The 19,983-nt window shown below is 56.1% G+C and carries 17 protein-coding genes; 12 read left to right on the forward strand and 5 right to left on the reverse strand.

The annotated features are described in order from the left end of the window. Positions 1-20 precede the first annotated feature (20 nt). Positions 21-1,955, reverse strand: coding sequence for a protein kinase YeaG (gene yeaG / locus NMC31_RS03680; protein WP_015964800.1), 1,935 nt, complete (start codon positions 1,953-1,955; stop codon positions 21-23). A gap of 439 nt (positions 1,956-2,394) precedes the next feature. On the opposite strand from yeaG, the gene NMC31_RS03685 reads away from it, so the two are divergent. Together NMC31_RS03685 and NMC31_RS03690 are read left to right on the forward strand one after the other, a co-directional pair. Beyond that, a complete protein-coding gene (locus NMC31_RS03685; RefSeq protein ID WP_149464748.1) occupies positions 2,395-3,141 on the forward strand; it encodes a MipA/OmpV family protein in 747 nt (248 codons plus the stop codon). A gap of 142 nt (positions 3,142-3,283) precedes the next feature. Continuing rightward, positions 3,284-4,135: an aldo/keto reductase gene (locus tag NMC31_RS03690; protein ID WP_253897001.1), complete on the forward strand. Its 852-nt coding sequence runs from the start codon at positions 3,284-3,286 to the stop codon at positions 4,133-4,135. 129 nt (positions 4,136-4,264) lie between these two features. On the opposite strand, the gene NMC31_RS03695 is transcribed toward NMC31_RS03690, so the two are convergent. Together NMC31_RS03695 and gapA are read right to left on the reverse strand one after the other, a co-directional pair. Further along, positions 4,265-5,149, reverse strand: a complete 885-nt coding sequence (locus NMC31_RS03695; RefSeq protein ID WP_253897002.1) for a D-hexose-6-phosphate mutarotase — start codon at positions 5,147-5,149, stop codon at positions 4,265-4,267. Positions 5,150-5,222: 73 nt separating this feature from the next. Next, positions 5,223-6,218, reverse strand: coding sequence for a glyceraldehyde-3-phosphate dehydrogenase (gene gapA, locus NMC31_RS03700; protein WP_149464751.1), 996 nt, complete (start codon positions 6,216-6,218; stop codon positions 5,223-5,225). A gap of 339 nt (positions 6,219-6,557) precedes the next feature. Between gapA and msrB the strand changes: the two genes are divergently transcribed. Together msrB and NMC31_RS03710 are read left to right on the forward strand one after the other, a co-directional pair. Further along, positions 6,558-6,971, forward strand: coding sequence for a peptide-methionine (R)-S-oxide reductase MsrB (msrB, locus tag NMC31_RS03705; RefSeq protein ID WP_015964795.1), 414 nt, complete (start codon positions 6,558-6,560; stop codon positions 6,969-6,971). A gap of 43 nt (positions 6,972-7,014) precedes the next feature. Then, positions 7,015-7,293 (forward strand): YeaC family protein, encoded by a 279-nt coding sequence (locus tag NMC31_RS03710; RefSeq protein WP_015964794.1) that lies wholly within the window; start codon positions 7,015-7,017, stop codon positions 7,291-7,293. Positions 7,294-7,299: 6 nt separating this feature from the next. Here the strand turns inward: NMC31_RS03710 and NMC31_RS03715 are convergent, their stop codons facing one another. Next, positions 7,300-9,222 (reverse strand): sigma-54-dependent Fis family transcriptional regulator, encoded by a 1,923-nt coding sequence (locus NMC31_RS03715; protein ID WP_253897003.1) that lies wholly within the window; start codon positions 9,220-9,222, stop codon positions 7,300-7,302. Between the two features lie 275 nt (positions 9,223-9,497). Between NMC31_RS03715 and ssuD the strand changes: the two genes are divergently transcribed. From ssuD to NMC31_RS03755, 8 genes are all read left to right on the forward strand, one after another. Beyond that, on the forward strand, positions 9,498-10,670 hold the full coding sequence (ssuD, locus tag NMC31_RS03720; protein ID WP_253897004.1) for an FMNH2-dependent alkanesulfonate monooxygenase: 1,173 nt from the start codon (positions 9,498-9,500) through the stop codon (positions 10,668-10,670). A 22-nt stretch (positions 10,671-10,692) separates the two neighbouring features. After that, on the forward strand, positions 10,693-12,075 hold the full coding sequence (locus tag NMC31_RS03725; protein WP_253897005.1) for an FAD/NAD(P)-binding protein: 1,383 nt from the start codon (positions 10,693-10,695) through the stop codon (positions 12,073-12,075). 71 nt (positions 12,076-12,146) lie between these two features. Continuing rightward, positions 12,147-13,553, forward strand: coding sequence for an LLM class flavin-dependent oxidoreductase (locus tag NMC31_RS03730; protein ID WP_253897006.1), 1,407 nt, complete (start codon positions 12,147-12,149; stop codon positions 13,551-13,553). Beyond that, a complete protein-coding gene (locus tag NMC31_RS03735) occupies positions 13,550-14,569 on the forward strand; it encodes a methionine ABC transporter ATP-binding protein (protein ID WP_253897007.1) in 1,020 nt (339 codons plus the stop codon). The genes NMC31_RS03730 and NMC31_RS03735 overlap by 4 nt, the downstream gene beginning before the upstream one ends. Further along, entirely contained in the window at positions 14,566-15,261 is a 696-nt protein-coding gene (locus NMC31_RS03740) for a methionine ABC transporter permease (RefSeq protein ID WP_231827620.1), read from the forward strand. Before NMC31_RS03735 ends, NMC31_RS03740 begins: the two co-directional genes overlap by 4 nt. After that, positions 15,261-16,136: a MetQ/NlpA family ABC transporter substrate-binding protein gene (locus NMC31_RS03745; protein WP_253897008.1), complete on the forward strand. Its 876-nt coding sequence runs from the start codon at positions 15,261-15,263 to the stop codon at positions 16,134-16,136. The genes NMC31_RS03740 and NMC31_RS03745 overlap by 1 nt, the downstream gene beginning before the upstream one ends. A gap of 48 nt (positions 16,137-16,184) precedes the next feature. Continuing rightward, the gene (locus NMC31_RS03750) at positions 16,185-17,600 is read left to right on the forward strand and encodes an MFS transporter (RefSeq protein WP_253897009.1); all 1,416 of its coding nucleotides are present in this window, start codon (positions 16,185-16,187) and stop codon (positions 17,598-17,600) included. 10 nt (positions 17,601-17,610) lie between these two features. Continuing rightward, positions 17,611-18,822 carry an acyl-CoA dehydrogenase family protein gene (locus tag NMC31_RS03755; RefSeq protein WP_149464760.1) on the forward strand — a complete coding sequence of 404 codons (1,212 nt, stop codon included), beginning with the start codon at positions 17,611-17,613 and terminating at the stop codon, positions 18,820-18,822. Positions 18,823-19,030: 208 nt separating this feature from the next. On the opposite strand, the gene NMC31_RS03760 is transcribed toward NMC31_RS03755, so the two are convergent. Further along, complete coding sequence (locus tag NMC31_RS03760) at positions 19,031-19,939, reverse strand: LysR substrate-binding domain-containing protein (protein WP_253897010.1); 909 nt, start codon at positions 19,937-19,939, stop codon at positions 19,031-19,033. Positions 19,940-19,983: the final 44 nt, after the last annotated feature.

Below are 19,983 nucleotides of genomic sequence, written 5' to 3' on the forward strand. Positions count from 1 at the left end.
AAGCACCGCCGGGCATGACATCATGACGATTTACGTACGCGCAGATACCATTCGCACAGCAGGCGTACCTGTTTACGGGTATAGCCTTTTTCCATCATGCGATCGACAAAGTCGTCGTGTTTTTTCTGCTCGTCCGTTGACGTTTTGGCGTTGAAGGAGATAACCGGCAGCAGCTCTTCGGTGTTGGAGAACATTTTCTTCTCAATCACCGTGCGCAGTTTTTCGTAGCTGGTCCAGTTCGGATTGCGCCCGTTGTTGTGTGCTCTGGCGCGCAGCACAAAGTTGACGATTTCATTACGGAAGTCTTTCGGATTACTGATCCCGGCAGGCTTCTCAATTTTTTCCAGCTCAGCGTTCAGGGATTCGCGGTCAAACAACTGGCCGGTATCCGGGTCGCGATACTCCTGATCCTGAATCCAGAAATCTGCATAGGTTACATAGCGGTCAAAAATGTTCTGGCCATACTCAGAGTAGGACTCCAGATAGGCCGTCTGGATCTCTTTGCCGATGAACTCGGCGTATTTCGGGATCAGATAACCCTTCAGGAACTCAAGATAACGTTCCGCCATTTCCTGCGGGAACTGTTCGCGCTCAATCTGCTGTTCCAGCACATAGAACAGATGAACCGGGTTGGCCGCCACTTCCGCATGGTCGAAGTTGAATACGCGCGACAGAATTTTAAAGGCGAAACGGGTTGAGAGACCGTTCATCCCTTCGTCCACGCCCGCATAGTCGCGATACTCCTGATACGACTTCGCTTTCGGATCGGTATCTTTCAAACTTTCACCATCGTAGACGCGCATTTTCGAGTAAATGCTCGAGTTTTCTGGCTCTTTCAAACGTGAAAGAATCGAGAAGCGCGACAGGGTTTCCAGCGTGCCAGGCGCGCAAGGCGCATGTACCAACTCACTGTGGTTAAGCAGTTTTTCGTAAATTTTGATCTCTTCCGAAATGCGCAGGCAATAAGGCACTTTGACGATATAAACACGGTCAAGGAACGCCTCGTTGTTTTTGTTATTACGGAAGGTGACCCACTCCGATTCGTTGGAGTGCGCGAGGATAATACCGTTGAACGGCAGGGCGGAGAGGCCCTCGGTACCGTTGTAGTTGCCCTCCTGGGTCGCGGTCAGCAGCGGATGCAACACTTTAATCGGCGCCTTGAACATCTCGACGAATTCCATGATGCCCTGGTTGGCGCGGCACAGCGCGCCGGAATAGCCATAGGCATCCGGATCGTTCTGCGCGAAGTGTTCCAGCTTACGGATATCCACTTTCCCGACCAGCGCCGAGATATCCTGGTTGTTTTCATCGCCCGGTTCGGTTTTGGCAATCGCCACCTGTTCCAGAATCGATGGCCACACTTTGACCACGCGGAATTTGGTGATGTCGCCGCCAAACTCATGCAGACGTTTTGCCGCCCACGGTGACATGATGGTGCCGAGGTAACGTGAAGGCACGCCGTATTCTTTTTCCAGAATCTGCGCGTCTTCCTGCGGGTTAAACAGGCACAGCGGATGATCGTTTACCGGACTGCGTTCGCCGTTGGCGCTCAGCACGTAGATAGGCACCCGCTGCATCAGGGATTTCAGTCGTTCCGCCAGTGACGATTTACCGCCACCCACCGGGCCCAGTAAATAGAGGATCTGTTTCTTCTCTTCCAGTCCCTGGGCGGCGTGCTTCAGGTAGGAGACGATTTGCTCAATCGCATCCTCCATGCCATAAAATTCCTCAAACGCCGGATAGCGTCCAATGACGCGGTTCGAAAACAGACGGGAAAGCCGTGGCTCCTGGGCCGTGTCGACCATTACAGGCTCACCAATAGCCATTAATAGCCGTTCTGCCGCATTAGCATAGGCACTGCGGTCTTGCCGACAAATGGTAAGAAACTCCTGCAGTGTGAACTCTTCGTCCTTGGCAGCTTCATAACGCTGGCGATAGTGATCGAATATATTCATGGCATGCCGTCCTTTCGTCTTTTTTAGCACAGGTGGTTAAGAGCCGTTCGTATGAATAGTGGAGGCTCCCGGAAGCGGTCTGCCGCACGACGCTCGCTGCAAGTCCTGCAACCGAAATCCCCGGCTGCTGCACTCTTCACGAAAACATGCCCTGCGATGACGACTTCTAAAAATAAGCGTAGATGGCATTTGCAAAACTTGCATGCTGTCAAAAACGAATTTCAATGACATATCAATAACTCATCCAAAAATACGGTCATTTATTCTTTTTATGGAGAGAAGGGATTTCTTTCTGCTGTCACGTGTTTGCAAACGTGCTGTCATTGATTTCCGAGAGAATATCGAGCCATATTGTGCTCATTCAGGTAAAAAATTTGTGATAAGCGGACCTGGCGGGTAAACTTCCGCCGCTGATAAGTTGAAAAAGGAATAAAGGATTGTGAATAAAATCAAACTTCTGACGCTGGGCGTGCTGCTGGCTACTTCTGCAACTGCCGTGCAGGCTGAAAGCAAACTGACCCTGGGGGCAGGCGTTGGTGTCATTCAACATCCCTATAAACAGTACGGCAACGACGTTGTACCGGTGCCGGTTCTGACCTATGAAAGTGAGAACTTCTGGTTCCGAGGCCTGGGCGGTGGTTACTACCTGTGGAACGACGGTACCGATCAGCTTTCCCTGACTGCGTACTGGCTGCCGATGTATTTCAAACCGAGCGATAGCGACAGCCATAAACTGCGTCGCCTCGACAGTCGTCACTCGACAATGATGGCGGGTGTCTCCTGGTTCCACCATACCCAGTACGGTTCTCTGCGTACCACGCTTTCCGGTGATACGCTGGATAAAAGCAACGGTCTGATTTGGGATCTGGGCTGGATTTATCGCTACACCAACGGCAACCTGACGCTGACGCCAGGTATCGGTGTTGAGTGGAACAGCGATAACATGAACGACTACTACTACGGCGTGTCGCACAAAGAATCACGTAAAAGCGGCCTGCGTGACTACAGCGCAGACGGTGGCTGGAACCCGTATCTGGAGTTGAGCGCGAACTACCGCTTCCTCGGCAACTGGAGCGTATACGGAACTGCTCGTTATACTCGTCTGTCGGATGAAATCACCGACAGCCCGATGGTGGACAAAAGCTGGACCGGTCTGCTCTCAACCGGTGTCACTTACACCTTCTGATCCCCGCATCACTATATCGGCCCGCCACTGGCGGGCTTTTTTTTGGCATTTTCCCGGAAACTGACGTCATAATTCAGGCAATTGACCAACATAATGGGATGTGGTTTTCCTTTAGGGTAAGAGGTAACAAAAGGAGGATGTTATGGCAGAAAAAACGGTTTCGCTTGCCGGGCAACGGTTACCCTCGATTGGCCAGGGGACGTGGTATATGGGGGAAAACGCCAGTGCGCGGCGTGAAGAAGCCATGGCGCTGCGGGCTGGCGTTGATTGCGGTTTGACGCTAATTGATACGGCGGAGATGTACGCGGAAGGCGGCGCGGAAGAGGTGGTGGGCGAGGCGATTCGCGGGCTTCGCGACCGTGTATTTTTGGTGTCGAAGGTGTACCCGTGGAACGCCGGGGGCAGCAATATGACCGCTGCCTGCGAAGCCAGTCTGCGGCGACTGGGCACCGACCATCTTGATCTATACCTCTTACACTGGCGCGGGAATTATTCTTTGCAGGATACCGTGACGGCAATGGAAAAGCTGGTGGCGCAGGGCAAAATCCGTCACTGGGGCGTGTCGAATCTCGATTATGCTGATATGCAGGAATTATGGCAGGTGAAAGGCGGGGAGGCCTGCGCGGCGAATCAGGTGCTCTATCATCTGGCTTCGCGTGGAATCGAATACGATCTTCTTCCCTGGTGTCAGCAACACTCAATGCCGGTAATGGCGTACTGCCCGCTGGCGCAGGCCGGGCGTTTGCGCAGTGGATTGTTTGCTAACCCGACAGTTGGCGCCATTGCGAATGCGCATCAGGCGACCGTCGCGCAGGTGTTGCTGGCGTGGGTTATTCGGCATCAGGGCGTAATGGCTATTCCAAAGGCGGCGACGGTGAAGCACGTTGAAGAGAATGCGGCGGCGATGGCACTGACCTTAAGCAAAGAAGAACTGGCATTGCTGGATAGCGCATTCCCGGCCCCAGGGCATAAAACGGCGTTGGACGTCGTGTGAAGAAAATGCCGGATGGCACTTTCGCTTATCAGGTCTACAGAAAATTGCGGTCAAATATGCGTTCAATTGTAGGCCGGGTAAGCACTAGCGCCACCCGGCAAAAGCCCGCACAATTGCCGGGCTAACCACTTAGCCTTTCACAACCTTAATGGTCTGGCTCAAACGGGACGGTTTATCCGCCGACGCTTTTTGCGTTTTGCTGGCGCACGCGGTTTCTACACACACGAAGGTTTTATAGCCATCGTCCGGCATGTCGCCCATGCTGACAGACAGCGCCGGGCCAGGGTTCCAGCCCACAACGTCCGGGTTATGGTGGTGAATCACGTTAATGCTGCGGTTCAGCGACGTATCGTGGATCACGCTGCAAGATTCCGGATTCAGATAAACGCGGTCGGTACGGTCCGGGAAGGTTTGTACGCCGTCGCTCAGCACGCCTTCTTTGGCGTCGTTCACTTTATCGATAAAGCGATCGCCAAGGCCGCTCACTTTTACCGCATGGATATCGCCCACGTTGAAATAGGTGTGCAGTGCGCTGGTGGTTTCGAAATCACCGTGTGCTTCGAGTTCGATTTCACAGGTTTTACCCAGTTTGAAACGGGCGAGCAGGGTGAAATCGTGCGACCAGTACTGGCGAGAAGCCTCACTGCTTTGCAGTTCAAAGGTCAGTACTACGCCGTTGTCATCTTCGTTGTGCGCTTTCAGCGCCCACGGCAGGTTACGGGCAAAACCGTGAGAAGGCAGGCCCTGCTGAGCCGCCGGGCCAAACCACGGCCAGCAAATCGGCACGCCGCCGCGCAGGGCTACGCCGTTTTTAAACGGGGTATTGTTGCTCAGCCACAGCACATCCGCTTCTCCCGCCGGTTTCCACGACAGCAGGTGAGCGCCCTGAAGCGCAACGGAAGCCTTAACGGCCGGGTGATCAACAACAATAATTTCCAGCTCATCAAGCTGACGACGGGAGAGCACAGGGGTAAGTTGTTCGATTACCGGAAGTGCAAAAATTTTATTAATCATTACGCAATCCTTCTTTTCAAACAAAAAAAAGAGCGACCGAAGTCGCTCTTTCAGATTACTGTTTCATCTCAACTTATTTGGAGATGTGAGCAATCAGGTCCAGAACTTTGTTGGAGTAGCCGGTTTCGTTGTCGTACCAGGATACCAGTTTCACGAAGTTGTCGTTCAGTGCGATACCTGCTTTAGCATCGAACACAGAAGTGCAAACTTCGCCGTTGAAATCGGTAGATACAACGTCGTCTTCGGTGTAACCCAGAACGCCTTTCATCGGGCCTTCGGAAGCAGCTTTGATTGCTTTCTTAATTTCTTCGTAAGAAGCAGCTTTTTCCAGACGAACGGTCAGGTCAACAACGGATACGTTCGGAGTCGGAACGCGGAACGCCATACCAGTCAGTTTGCCATTCAGTTCTGGCAGTACTTTACCTACAGCTTTAGCAGCACCGGTAGAGGACGGGATGATGTTCTGGGATGCGCCGCGGCCGCCGCGCCAGTCTTTATGAGACGGGCCATCAACGGTTTTCTGAGTCGCGGTGGTCGCGTGAACAGTGGTCATCAGACCTTCGATGATACCGAAGTTGTCGTTGATAACTTTAGCCAGCGGTGCCAGGCAGTTAGTGGTGCAGGAAGCGTTAGAAACGATGTCCTGGCCTTCGTATTTGTCAAAGTTAGCGCCTTTAACAAACATCGGAGTGTTGTCTTTGGACGGGCCAGTCAGAACAACTTTTTTCGCACCAGCAGTGATGTGTTTGCGAGCGGTTTCGTCAGTCAGGAACAGGCCAGTTGCTTCAGCAACAACGTCAACACCAACTTCGTTCCATTTCAGGTTAGCCGGATCACGCTCAGCGGTAACACGGATTTTTTTACCGTTAACGATCAGATGACCGTCTTTCACTTCAACGGTACCGTTGAAACGGCCGTGAGTGGAGTCATATTTCAGCATGTATGCCATGTAGTCAGCGTCTAACAGATCGTTGATTGCAACGATCTCGATGTCAGAACGTTCCTGAGCAGCACGGAAAACAATGCGACCGATACGGCCAAAACCGTTGATACCTACTTTGATAGTCATATATTCCACCAGCTATTTGTTAGTGAATAAAAGGTTGCCTGTAAAATTACAAAAACCTTACGCAGCGTCAAGCGGAATCGTGTCAATCATTGCGACAAATCAATCATCGGCACAAGCTTTGCTCGATTGAAATGCCTCACTCTCCCTTTGAGCTTGTAACCACATGGGGTCGGCGCCGCGAATTTTAAAGGTTGCAGCAGATAAAAATGTGAATTACATCACAATAAACCAGCCGCTTTTTCGCATCGAATAAGTTTAGAACAAAAGTCGATACGTCATTGTTAATGTTTTGTTAGAATCGGAGTTGAGATGTACTTTTCATAGCGAGATGTGAGCAAAATGGCGAACAAACCTACCCCCGAAGAACTCAAAAAAAATTTAAGCGAAATGCAGTTCTACGTCACGCAGAATCACGGCACCGAGCCGCCATTCACCGGGCGTTTGCTTCATAACAAGCGTGACGGGATTTACCATTGTTTAGTGTGCGATGCGCCACTTTTCCACTCCGAAAGTAAGTACGATTCTGGATGTGGCTGGCCAAGTTTTTATGAGCCGGTAAGTGATACCGCCATCCGCTATCTCAACGATTACTCTCACGGCATGCAACGTACTGAAATTCGTTGCGGAAATTGCGATGCGCACCTGGGGCATGTCTTCCCCGATGGCCCTCAGCCGACAGGCGAACGTTTTTGCGTCAATTCGGCGTCCCTGAGCTTCACGGATGGCGAGAAAGGTGAGTCAACGAAAGGTTGAAAAAACGATTCAGCAAATTATTCCTTAACAGTCGGAGTCGGACATGAGTATTGAGCAAATTATCGACAATATGACACCGGACGTTTATCAGCGTTTGATGACGGCGGTGGAACTGGGGAAATGGCCGGATGGCGTGGCCCTGACCGCAGAACAAAAAGAGAACTGCCTGCAACTGGTGATGCTCTGGCAGGCGCGCTACAACAGCGACGCCCAGCATATGACCATCGACACCAATGGGCAGATGGTGATGAAAAGTAAGCAGCAGCTGAAAGAGGACTTCGGCATTTCACCGAAGCCCATCGCCACCTTTAAGCAGCACTGAGTGTTTTCAGGCCGCAATCCACGGTTCGGCCTGTTCCACTTTCGCATTCCAGATAGCATCGCGTACTGACACGGGCTTGCTCAGCAGGCCCAGCGCGTAGAAGCGGTCGGCGATGGTTTGCTGCGCGCGGATCACTTTCAGATCCATTTCGCGGGTCTGATGGCTGCGACGGGCCAGCGCGCACTCCAGCGAGGTGATATCCAACCCCAGTTCGCTGGAAAGCAATTGCGCCGCGTCATGACGCTGCCTGTCGATAAACTTCCCGGTTCTGCCGAGCGCATCCACCACATGCGCAATGATGTCATCGTTATGCTGCGCGTAGTGACGGCGGGCGATGTAAAACTGATGATTGTTCACACGCCCCTCGCCGGTGGCGACAATCCGTAACTGACCGCTTTTTTCTGCATCACTGAGCACCGGGTCCCACATCATCCACGCGTCGGCGGCCAGATAGTCGCTGGGCGTCAGAGGATATTTAGGCGGTGCGTACACCACTTTTATATCCTCAAGGCGTAAACCCGCTTCTTCCAGAATCTGCACCAGCAGCCAGTGCACGTTGGAACCTTTATTCAGAGCAATACGTTTACCGCGTAATTGATGGATGTGCTGAATGTCGCTGTCGTTTGGCACCACCATGGCGACGCTGCGCGGTGCGGGCGGCTCCCAGGCGACGTAAAGCAGCGCGTTTTCTCGCGACTGAGCAAAGACCGGCGGCGCTTCACCCGTGGTACCAAAATCGATATCGTTGTTGCTCAGCGCCTGCAACATCTGCGGGCCTGCGGGGAATTCACTCCACAGGACGTTCACGCCGCGCCCGGCAAACTCACGCTCTAATGTTTGACGCGCCTTCAGTACGCCAAGGTTGCCGAAACGCTGATAACCAATACGCAGTTCACGTTCACGCACGGTGGGTGAGGAAGCACTCAGAAGGGTTGATTCCGGTTTGCGGCGGCTTTTTATCACCCCGAGATGCGCCAGCTGGGTACGTAAAGCGTGTCGGCTGATGCCCAGCAGCGCGGCGGCCTGGCTCTGATTATTGTCGCTTTGCGCCATCGCCGTTTGAATCATTGCGTTCATCACCCGGTCGTACAGCTGCCCGCCGTGCAGCGCTAACTGTTGACGCATAAACGCCGCCAATGTGTCTTCTTCTTGCTCATCGATCCTGGCAGGCGCGGAAGTAAAGCGCAGTTGCGCAGGCGTAATGACTTCCTCCTGGCTGAGCAATACGGCCGTATGCAGCATGTTCTCCAGCTCACGAACATTGCCAGGCCATGAGTAATCCATCATCGCGGCCAGCGTATCCGGGGCTAAGCGGCGCGAGGGTTTGCCTAAGCGCCTGGCGTAAAGCTGTAAAAAATGCTCTGCCAGCAATGGGATATCCTGGCGGCGCTGACGCAGTGCCGGAAGATTAACTGCCGCGATATTAAGGCGATAAAAGAGATCTTCCCGGAATCGGCGCTCGCGGATGGCCTGTTCGAGGTCGACATGGGTGGCCGCAATCACCCGTACATTCACCTTGATGGGTCTGCGCGAGCCCACTCGGGTGATCTCGCGTTCCTGTAGCACTCGCAGCAGTTTGACCTGCAACGCCAGGCTTAGCTCGCCAATTTCATCCAACAGCAGCGTGCCGCCTTCAGCGGCCTCAAACCAACCGGGCTGTGCCTGCATCGCACCGGTAAAGGCCCCTTTCTCATGACCGAACAGTTCCGCTTCCGCCAGTGACTCGGTTAACGCGCCGCAGTTCACCGCCAGAAACGGTGCGTGGCTGCGCGCGCTGTGGTGATGAAGGTAGCGGGCCACGACCTCTTTGCCGCTGCCGGTTTCACCAATGATGAGCACGGTGGCATCGGTCGGGGCAAAGCGGTCAAGCAAGCTTTGAAAGGCTTTGGAAGCCGGGTCAATCAGCACAGGGGTAGAGGGGTTCAGCATAGGTTTGGCTCCGCGTAATTCATATGCCGAACTTATCTTTTACCGGGGCAATACACCAGAGGGGGGTAAGGCCCGGTTTGTTGCATTTGCAGCAGGCTGTGTCCGGTAGTTGTCGCATTTGCAACAGGATGCTGAACGCGCAAAATAAGTTAAGTGATTGATATTAAGCATTTTAATTTTTTTGAAGTTCTGGCACGGATTTCGCTAATACCGTTATAACCATCTTGAAGAAACGCTTCGATAAATAGTGAATATAGTTATAAAGGAAAGAGATAATGACAGCGAAATCCGATAATAACCTGAATGTCTTCTGGTTCCTGCCAACCCACGGTGATGGTCGCTATCTGGGCACTACTCAGGGTGGGCGTCCGGTTGATTTGCCTTATCTGCAACAGGTGGCGTTGGCTGCCGATAGCCTGGGCTATTACGGGGTGCTGATCCCAACCGGTAAAAGTTGTGAAGACTCCTGGCTGGTGGCCGCCGCGCTGGCTCCGCAAACGCGTAATCTGCGTTATCTGGTGGCGGTGCGTCCTGGGCTTCAGCCGCCTACGCTTGCGGCACGCATGGCGGCAACGCTGGATCGTCTGTCAGAAGGGCGTTTGCTGATTAATGTGGTCACCGGCGGCGATCCGGTAGAAAACAAGGGCGACGGGATTTTCCTGAATCATACTGAACGCTATGAAGTCACCCAGGAATTCCTCGATGTTTATCGCCGTCTGCTGGCAGGTGAAAAGGTCGATTACCACGGCAAGCATATCAAGGTGGAAGGCGCGGAAGTGCTGTTCCCACCGGTACAGGAAAATGGCCCGCCGCTGTACTTTGGTGGTTCATCCGATGCGGCGATTGACGTCGCGGGCGATCATATCGACGCTTATCTGACCTGGGGCGAGCCGCCTGCGCAGGTGGCGGAGAAACTGGAAGTGGTAAAGGCGCGGGCGAAAGCGAAAGGACGCGAGCTGCAATACGGTATCCGTCTGCACGTCATTGTGCGCGAAACGGAAGAAGAGGCGTGGGCTGCCGCCGACAAACTGATCGCGCATCTGGATGATGACACCATCGCGCAGGCACAGCAGATCTTCTCGCGTATGGATTCCACCGGCCAGGCGCGTATGAGCGCCTTACACAAAGGCAATCGCGACAATCTGGTTATCTCGCCCAATCTGTGGGCGGGCGTTGGTCTGGTGCGCGGCGGCGCAGGCACCGCGCTGGTGGGCAATCCGCAGCAGGTGGCGGAACGCATTCGGGAGTACCAGGCTTTAGGGATTACGAATTTTATTTTCTCCGGCTACCCGCATCTCGAAGAGGCACATCGCTTCGCTGAGCTGGTCATGCCGCTGCTGCCGCTGAGTACGCGTCCGCGTAGCCAGTCCGGCAACGTGAATACCGGCCCGTTTGGTGAAACCATCGGCGGTGCGGCGCGTCCGACAAAACAGGTTAGCGCCAGTTAAACAAGGTTTGTGGAGATGTGCGATGAGTGAACCTCATATTGCGATTATTGGCGGCGGCTTCAGCGGGGCGGCGGTGGCAATTCATCTGCTGCGCGAAGCGCAAACGCCTGTGCGTATCACCCTCATTGAGCCCCGAGAACAGCCGGGGCTGGGCGTGGCGTACTCCGCCGCCGACCCGGCGCATCGCATCAATGTTCCGGCGTCCAGGATGCAGCTTTCCGGTGAGGAAGAGGGCGCGTTTGAACGTTGGTACCGTCAGCAGGCGAGTTTCCTGCGCGATGCTGACGCCCGTCGTCCCGATGGCAGCGTCTATCCGCAACGTGGCGAATTTGGTCGCTATGTCGCCCAGGCGTTTCTCACCGAGGCGCAAAAGCAGCCAGGACGCGTCTCCCATCTGCGTGATACGGCCGTGGCCTGGCAGGATAATCAGGTGATCACCGCGCAGGGGCGTAAGATCACTGCCGATCGCGTAGTGCTGGCGGTCAGTCATCCGCCGCCGGATCTCCCGAAAGAAGTGCGGGCGATTGCCGAACATCCGCGCCTGGTAGCCAATCCGTGGGTTGCCGGGGCGCTGGAAAATATCCCGCCCGAGGCCAACGTCGCGATTGTCGGTACTGCACTGAGCATGGCGGATGTCGTGGCATCGCTGACCCGCTTAGGGCATCGCGGCAAACTGCTGGCGTTCTCGCGCCACGGCTTGCTTTCACGGCCTAACGCGGCGGCGGGGCTGGCAAAATGGCAGGCGGATTATGCGCACGGCTCGCTACGCCAGCGCCTGCGGCAGATTCGCGAGGATATCGCTCGTGCCGCTGAAAACGGTTTGCCGTGGCAGGTGGTGCTTGATGAAGTCCGCAGCCAGGGGCAGTCGATTTGGCAACAGTTAAGTGAGCGCGAACAGCGCCAGTTCCTGCGTCATCTGCGCCGCTTCTGGGATGTACATCGGTACCGCATTGCGCCACAGGTGGCCGAGGCCATTACCGCGAAACAGCAGGCGGGCTTACTCACTGTGCTGGCGGCCAGGCTGAAAACGGTGACGGCGAAGGAGAATCATCTGCGTGTGCAACTGGCGGTGCGCAATGATGCACAGCAGGAATTGTCCGTCGATTATCTGATTTTAACCACCGGGCCCGCGCACGCTTCGCTCACCGAAAGCCAGCCGTTTTTACGTGATTTGCGCCGGGCTGGGGTGATTCGCCCCGATGCGCTGGGTTTAGGGATCGACGTCGATACCCATTCGCAAACACTGGACGCGCAGGGCAAGCCTTCAGCCATATTTCTGGTCTCCGGGCCTGCTGCCCGTGGCCGCTTTGGTGAACTGATGGGCCTGCCGCAGGTGGCGGATCATGCTCAGGCCGTCGCCCGCGAAGCCCTGCTGACGCTGTCAGCACGATGTCCCACCATCTAAAAAATATCCCCCTTTCAAAACTATGAAATGACATAGCGCCAGGTTCGCCCCTGGCGCGACAGGAGAGTGCTATGCCATCGCAACGTGAAATTCGTCTTAACGCTTTTGATATGAACTGTGTCGGCCATCAGTCGCCGGGCCTGTGGGCGCATCCGCGCGATCGTTCCTGGCAGTACAAAGACCTGGATTATTGGGTCGATCTGGCGCGTTTACTGGAGCGCGGTAAGTTTGACGGCCTGTTTATTGCCGATGTGCTGGGCGTTTATGACGTCCTTGACGGTAACGGCGAGGCGGCGATTCGCCAGGCCGCGCAGGTACCGGTAAACGATCCGCTGGCGCTGATCACCCCGATGGCACTGGTGACCGAACACCTTGGTTTTGGCCTGACCGCATCGCTGTCTTTCGAGCATCCGTATCCGTTTGCCCGCCGTCTTTCGACCCTTGATCATCTGACCAAAGGGCGCGTGGGCTGGAATATCGTCACCTCTTATCTGGAAAGCGGGGCGCGGAATATTGGGCATAAAGCGCAAACGGATCACGACGCTCGCTATGACTACGCCGACGAGTATCTCGACGTGGTGTACAAACTGCTGGAAGGTAGCTGGGAAGAGGGCGCGATCCTGCGTGACCGCGAACGCCGCATCTTTAGCGATCCTGGCAAAATCCACAATATTAATCACCACGGAAAATTCTTTGACGTACCGGGTTTTCACCTTTGCGAACCTTCTCCGCAGCGTACGCCGGTGCTGTATCAGGCGGGCGCATCCAGCCGGGGTAAACAGTTTGCTGCCAGCCATGCTGAGTGCGTGTTCGTGGCTGCGCCGTCAAAAGCGTTGCTTAAGAAAACCGTGGCTGATATTCGTCGCCGCGCCGTTGAAGCCGGGCGCGACCCGCACAGCATTCTGATTTTCAACATGCAAACGGTCATCGTCGGTGAAACGGACAAAGCCGCGCAGGCGAAATGGAATGAGTACAAATCGTACGTCAGCTACGAGGGCGCACTGGCGCTGATCTCCGGCTGGACAGGGATCGACTTCGGCCAGTTTAAACCGGACCAAATCTTCACTTACTCGCAGACCAACGCCATTCAGTCGGTGGTCGAAGCGTTCTCAACGGCCGATCCCAACCGTCAGTGGACGGTAGAAGCGATGGCGGAGTGGGTCGGTATTGGTGGCTTCGGCCCGTTAATGGTGGGCAGTGCGCAAACCGTCGCCGATGAACTGCAATCGTGGGTGGAAGAGACTGACGTGGACGGCTTCAACCTGGCGTATGCCGTGACGCACGAAACCTTTACCGATGTGGTGGAACTGTTGATCCCGGAACTGCAAAAGCGCGGCGTCTTCAAGAAAGAGTACCGCCCCGGCACTCTGCGCGAAAAACTGTTCGCCGGGGATGCTCGTTTGCAGGCGCCACACCCTGGCGCGAGCTATCGCATTCATGCGGGGCAGTCCGTTGAGGCGGGAGAAAAAGTCGCATGATTGAAATCGAAAATCTTTCAAAGGGTTACCGTAGCGCAAGCGGCAACGTGACGCCGGTTTTGAAAGGGATTTCGTTGCAGGTGCAGGCGGGTTCGATCACGGCAGTGGTCGGCCCGAGCGGAGCAGGAAAATCGACGCTGGCGAAGTGCATCAGCCTGCTGGAGCGACCCGATAGCGGCAGCATCCGGGTTAACGGTAACGATCTTTCGCTGCTTTCAGGCGATGCCCTGCGCCGTGAACGTCGCGCGATTGGCACCGTTTTCCAGTCCTCGGCGTTGCTCGGGCGTAAAACGGCCTGGCAGAACATTGCCCTGCCGCTGGAATACCTCGGCGTGGTGGAGCGGGATATTCACGCTCGCGTGGGTGAACTGCTCGAAAGCGTCGGGCTGAGCCATAAAGCGCAGGCTTATCCGACGCAGCTTTCCGGCGGCCAGCGTCAGCGTATTGGCATCGCCCGCGCGCTGGCGTTACGTCCGTCAGTTTTGCTGGCGGACGAAGCCACTTCCGGGCTGGATCCGCAGGCGACAGATTCGGTGCTGAAACTGCTGCGCCAGTTACGTGATGACTATCGGCTGGCCTTTGTGTTGATCACCCACGAAATGGACGTTGTGCGAACCACGGCGGATGCGGTCGCGGAGATTCGCGAGGGCGAGATTGTGCAGGCAGGGGCGCTGAAGACGCTGCTGGCACAGCCGGATTCCGGCCTCGGGCAACAACTGATGCCGCTGGCGCCGGCCTCCACGCTTTCCGATGTGTTACTGCGTGTGAGCTATCGCACCGACGGTAGCGTACGCACGGACTGGATCAGCCAGTTAAGCCAGCAGCACGGTCTGCGTGTCGATGTGCTGGGCGGTCATGTTGAGCAAATTAATGGCTTGCTCAGCGGCAGAATGCAGATAGGTATCAGCTTTACCTATGAACGGATGTCAGTTCCTCGGCTGATCGCGCAGTTAGCGCATCTCGGCGTGGTCGCGCAGGTTCTGGACGCGCCGCGAGCGTTGAAGGAGGCCGTATGAAACCCACCACTGTCAGCCAGGATACGCCGTGGAGTGAGATTCATACGCTGCTGCTGCCCGCACTGGGGGAAACGGCACTGATGGTCTCTATCGTGATGCTGTTTGTCGTCACGCTGGGGGGCGTGGGCGGCGTTGTCCTGTTCAATACCTCTGCGCGCGGGTTGTTCCCTCGTCCGGCCCTGCATCGTGTACTCAACAGTATTGCCAACGTCGGGCGATCGTTGCCGTTCCTGGTACTTATGGCCGCCATCATTCCGTTCACCTGGTGGCTAACGGGAACCACCATCGGCATTCCTGCGGCGGTGGTGCCGATGATTGTCGCCGGGATCCCGTTCTTCGCGCGGCTGGTGGAGAACGCATTGCGCGAACTGCCTGCAGACGTGACGGCGGTCGGGTTGGTTTGCGGCGGCTCCGCCTGGCAAATCATTACCAAAGCGCAACTGAGCGAAGCCCTACCAGCGCTGGTAGCGGCGGTGACCCTCAACATCATCTCGATGATTGAGTATTCAGCAATAGCGGGCACCATCGGGGCGGGGGGAATCGGTTATCTCGCGGTGGTGTACGGCTATCAGCGTTTCGACAACCACATCATGATTGCCACCATTGTGGTGCTGATTGTGGCTATTCAGCTTATCCAGTTTTTGGGCGACCGCCTGGTTACCCGACTTCGACACACACAGGGGAGCGTCTGATGACGACAGAACCGTTTGAACTGCGTAAAGCCCGGCGCTGGCCGTGGCTGGTGGCGCTGGCCATCTTACTCATTGCGATTGCCGCGTTCGCCTGGTGGCGTACACAAGGTCCCGCTCAGGTGGTGTTTGGCACCACGCTGAAAATTCATTATGAACCGGCGATGGCGGGTGAACAGCGCATTATTGAATATATCGGTGAGCATATCGCGCCAGACTATGGATTGACGCTGGAAGCCGTGGGCGTGCAGGACCCGGTGCAGGCGGATCGCGCGGTGGCAGATGGCACCTATGCGGGCACCATTTATCAACATCAGTGGTGGCTCAAGCAGGTTGTCGATGCCAACGGTTTTGCGCTGAGCACTACCGTGCCGGTCTTCCAGTGGGCGTTTGGTATTTACTCCGACCGCTATCCCTCTATCGATAAGCTGCCGAAAGGCGCAACCATTGTGGTGCCGGACGACGGTGCAAATCAGGGGCAGGCCCTGTGGCTGTTAGCGCGTATCGGGCTAATTAAACTCGACCCGGTGGTTGAACCACGGACTGCGAAACTGAAAAACATCGTCGAAAACCCGCATCAGTATCAGTTTAAGGAACTGGACTTGCTCACCATGCCGCGCGCGCTGAACTCGGTGGATGCGGCGATTGGCTATGTCTCGCAGTTTGATGCCGGGAAAATTCCGCGCGAGAAGGGCATTCTTTTCCCGCCCGCACCGCGTACCTTCGCTTCACAACTGGTGATAGGTACGCCGTATCTGAACCAGGAGAATATCGAAAAACTGAAACAGGCATTTGCGGACCCCCGGATCCAAACCTGGCTTAAGACCACGGACGATCCGTTAGTCAAAGGTGTGCTGGTGCCCGTTTCCGCAGAATAACGATTCTTAGCCGGTCAGCCGACCGGCCTTTTCAGGCAAGGTAAAATTATGAGTTCAATCCCGGTAGAAAATGCGGGCGGGGTTTCTGCGCCCGTCGGTTCGGTGAGTGATGTCGCGAAGCTGATTAATCACCACGGCGAACAGGCAAAATATGCGCGCATGATTGTCTTTTTAGCGCTTGGTGGCGTCTTTCTGGATGCTTACGATCTCACCACGCTTTCTTACGGTATCGATGATGTGGTGAAGGAGTTTCAGCTGACGCCACTGCTCACCGGCCTGGTGACGTCGTCAATTATGGTTGGCACCATTTTCGGCAATCTTATTGGCGGCTGGCTGACCGACAAATATGGCCGCTATTCGGTCTTTATGGCGGATATGCTGTTCTTTGTGGTGTCGGCGATTGCCGCCGGACTGGCACCTAATGTGTGGGTGTTGATTGGCGCGCGTTTCCTGATGGGGATTGGCGTTGGCATCGACCTGCCGGTGGCAATGTCCTATCTCGCTGAATTTTCGAAGTTTGCCGGAAAAGGTAACAAAGCCGCGCGCCTCGCCGCCTGGTGCCCGATGTGGTATGCGGCCTCCACCGTCTGCTTTTTAATTATCTTCGCGCTGTACTTCCTGCTACCCACCCAGCATCTCGACTGGCTGTGGCGAGCCTCGCTGCTGTTTGGTGCGGTGCCTGCGCTGTTGATTATTGCCGTGCGCAGCAAGTTTATGAACGAGTCGCCGCTGTGGGCGGCTAATCAGGGCGATTTACAGGGCGCGGCGCGTATTCTGCGCGAATCCTATGGTATCGCCGCCCATGAAGCGCCGGGCATAAACGTCGCGCCGCCGCCGAAAGTGAGCTACCGCGTACTGTTCGAGAAACCGTATCGCGAGCGCACGATTGTTTCCGGGGTGATGAATATCTGTATCGCGTTTGAATACACCGCGATTGCTTTCTTCCTGCCGACCATTCTGGCGCAGTTCCTCGGCGCGGGCGTGTTTGAAACCATCGCTGCCTCGCTTGGGCTGAATGCGCTGTTCGCGTTTACCGGCGGCCTGCTCGGAATGCATCTGGCGTGGAAATATCCCTCCCGACACGTGGCGATTGCCGGGTTTGCTCTGCAATTTGTCGCGCTGATCGTGCTGGCGCTGGTGGGGCAACCGCAGGCGGCGCTGGGCGTGGCGATTGCGGTGGGGATGCTCGGCCTGTGGCTGTTTGCCGAAGGCTTTGGCCCCGGTGCGCAACTGATGATTTACCCGGCGCTCTCTTACCCGACGCATATTCGTGCGACGGGCGTCGGTTTCAGCCGCGCGCTTTCCGGTGTGGGCAGCGCGCTGGCCCTGTTTATTTTGCCGCTGCTACAGGCCTCACTCGGTACCAACATGTTCTGGGTGGTGTCGCTTGCTGCGCTGATCCCGATTTTCTTCCTGCTGGCGGTGCGCCATGAGCCTACCCGCCACGATATTGACGACCAATAAGGAGTCTTTGATGACCTTACTTTCAACCGGAACCGATTATGACGTGCTGGCGGCGCGCTTCCGCCCGATATTTGAACGCATCGCCACCGAGACGGTCGCGCGGGAACTTAACCGTACGCTGCCGTACGAACCGATTCGCTGGCTGAAGGAAGCCGGTTTCGGCACGGTACGCATCCCGCAGGAAAAGGGCGGCTTTGGCGCCTCGCTGCCGCAGCTTTTCGCGCTGTTCAGCGAACTGGCGCAGGCGGATTCTAACCTCCCGCAGGCGCTGCGCGGGCACTTTGCTTTTGTCGAAGACCAGCTCAACCGCCCCGAAAGCGAACTGCGCGATCGCTGGTTCCGCCGCTTTCTTGATGGCGATATTGTCGGCAATGGCTGGACGGAAACAGGCGAGGTTAAACTGGGTGATGTCATCACCAAAGTGACGCCGACAGAGAACGGCTGGCGGCTGACAGGCGAGAAATTTTACAGCACTGGCACGCTGTTCGCCGACTGGATAGATGTCTTCGGGCGGCGCAGCGATACCGGCGGCGATATCATTGCCCTGGTCAGCACGCATCAGCCGGAGGTTGAGCGTGACGATGACTGGGATGGTTTTGGTCAGCGCCTGACGGGCAGCGGCACCACCCGTTTTCGCGATGCGTTTGTCGAACAGGAACACGTAACGGATTTTGCTGAGCGATTCCGCTATCAAACGGCGTTTTATCAGCACGTGCTGCTCGCCACACTTGCCGGAGTTGGCAGGGCCATTGAACGCGATGCCGCTGAGGGCGTGAAAAATCGCCGTCGCGTTTATAGCCACGGCAACGCGCCCGCCGCCCGCGATGACGCGCAGGTGTTGCAGGTGGTCGGGCAAATCAGCAGTTGGGTCTACGCGGTAGAGGCCACAGTCGAACGCGCCGCGCAGGCGATGCAGGCAGCGTATGAAGTGCACGCCGATACTGACCCGTCGGTAGTCACGCGCGCCAACGAACTGGCAGAAGTGGCTTCCGCCAAGGCGCAGGTGGTAGCGAGCGAACTGATCCCGCGTGCAGCAACAGAGTTATTTAACGCCCTCGGTGCATCGGACACGCGCACTGCAAAAGCGCTGGATCGCCACTGGCGCAATGCGCGAACGCTGGCATCACATAATCCGGTTATCTACAAGAGCCGCAGCGTTGGAAACTGGCGGGTGAACGGCGTGCCGCCGGTATTTTTGTGGCAGATTGGTAACGGAAGTTAAAGACGTAGGCCCGGTGAGCGCAGCGCCACCGGGCGATTGTGCGCGCTTTTTGCCGGATGGCGGCTATGCCTTATCCGGCCTACGAATGATGTAGGCCCGGTAAGCGCAGCGCCACCGGGCAGTTGTGTGCGCTTTTTGCCGGATGGCGACTGTGCCTTATCCGGCCTACAAATGACTGTAGGCCCGGTAAGCGCAGCGCCACCGGGCATTACTGCGCACTGACATCCTCTACCAACCAGTCATGAAAAACCTTTACTTCAGCACGCATCCTGGCACTTTCCGGTGTGACAATATAATAAGCCCACGCCAGGGGCCAACGGCGGTGCGGGTGAAGCTGAACCAACTGGCCCGTGGCAATTAGCTGTTCGACCAGCGCGTGGCGCACAATGGCCACGCCGCGCCCACTCAGTGCGGCAAGAATGACCGCAGATGTTGAATTGATATGCAGCCCATTTTCGGCGGTATCTGGCGCGCCCACAGCCGAAAGCACGGTATACCAAGCGGGGAAGTTGGCGCCGGGATGCGGCGTGTCATCATGAATCAGTCTTTGTGACGCGAGCCACTTTTCACAGGCGATCTTCTCCGGTGATACCAGGCCCGGGCTGCACACCAGCACGGCTTCTTCATCCATCAGCCAGGTTTTATGGACGCCTTTCCAGTCGCCGAGCCCGCAGCGAATGCCGACATCCGCCTCGCCATGCGCAACATCCATGACTCGCTCGGTAACGTCGAGACGCAGATCGATGGTGTTATGCAGTTCTGAAAAACGATTCAATCGTTCCATCAGCCAGTTCATCACCAGCACCTGCGAGGCGGTGATCACCACAACCGAACGCGCGCGTCGACCACGAAGTTTATTGAGGCCCGACTCCAGTTTATCCAGCCCAAGGGTAATGTCAGCCAGCGCGTCGCGGGCCTCATCAACCAGCGTCAGTCGCTCTTTACCCGTGCGAGTGCGATGCAGCAGGGGATGCCCAACCCACTCCTCAAGCGCACGAACCAGTTGCCCTACGGCGGCTGGCGTGACGCCCAGCTCGCGAGCCGCACCGGTAAAACTGCCATGCCGCGCGGTGGCTTCAAACGCGTGCAGCCATTTCAATCGATTGAGCGAGCGCATTTCTATCTCCTGAATACAAATTGCAACTCAGTATACACCAGGAG

It is taken from the genome of Pseudocitrobacter vendiensis, from assembly GCF_943590815.1.
Lineage (GTDB): Bacteria > Pseudomonadota > Gammaproteobacteria > Enterobacterales > Enterobacteriaceae > Pseudocitrobacter > Pseudocitrobacter vendiensis.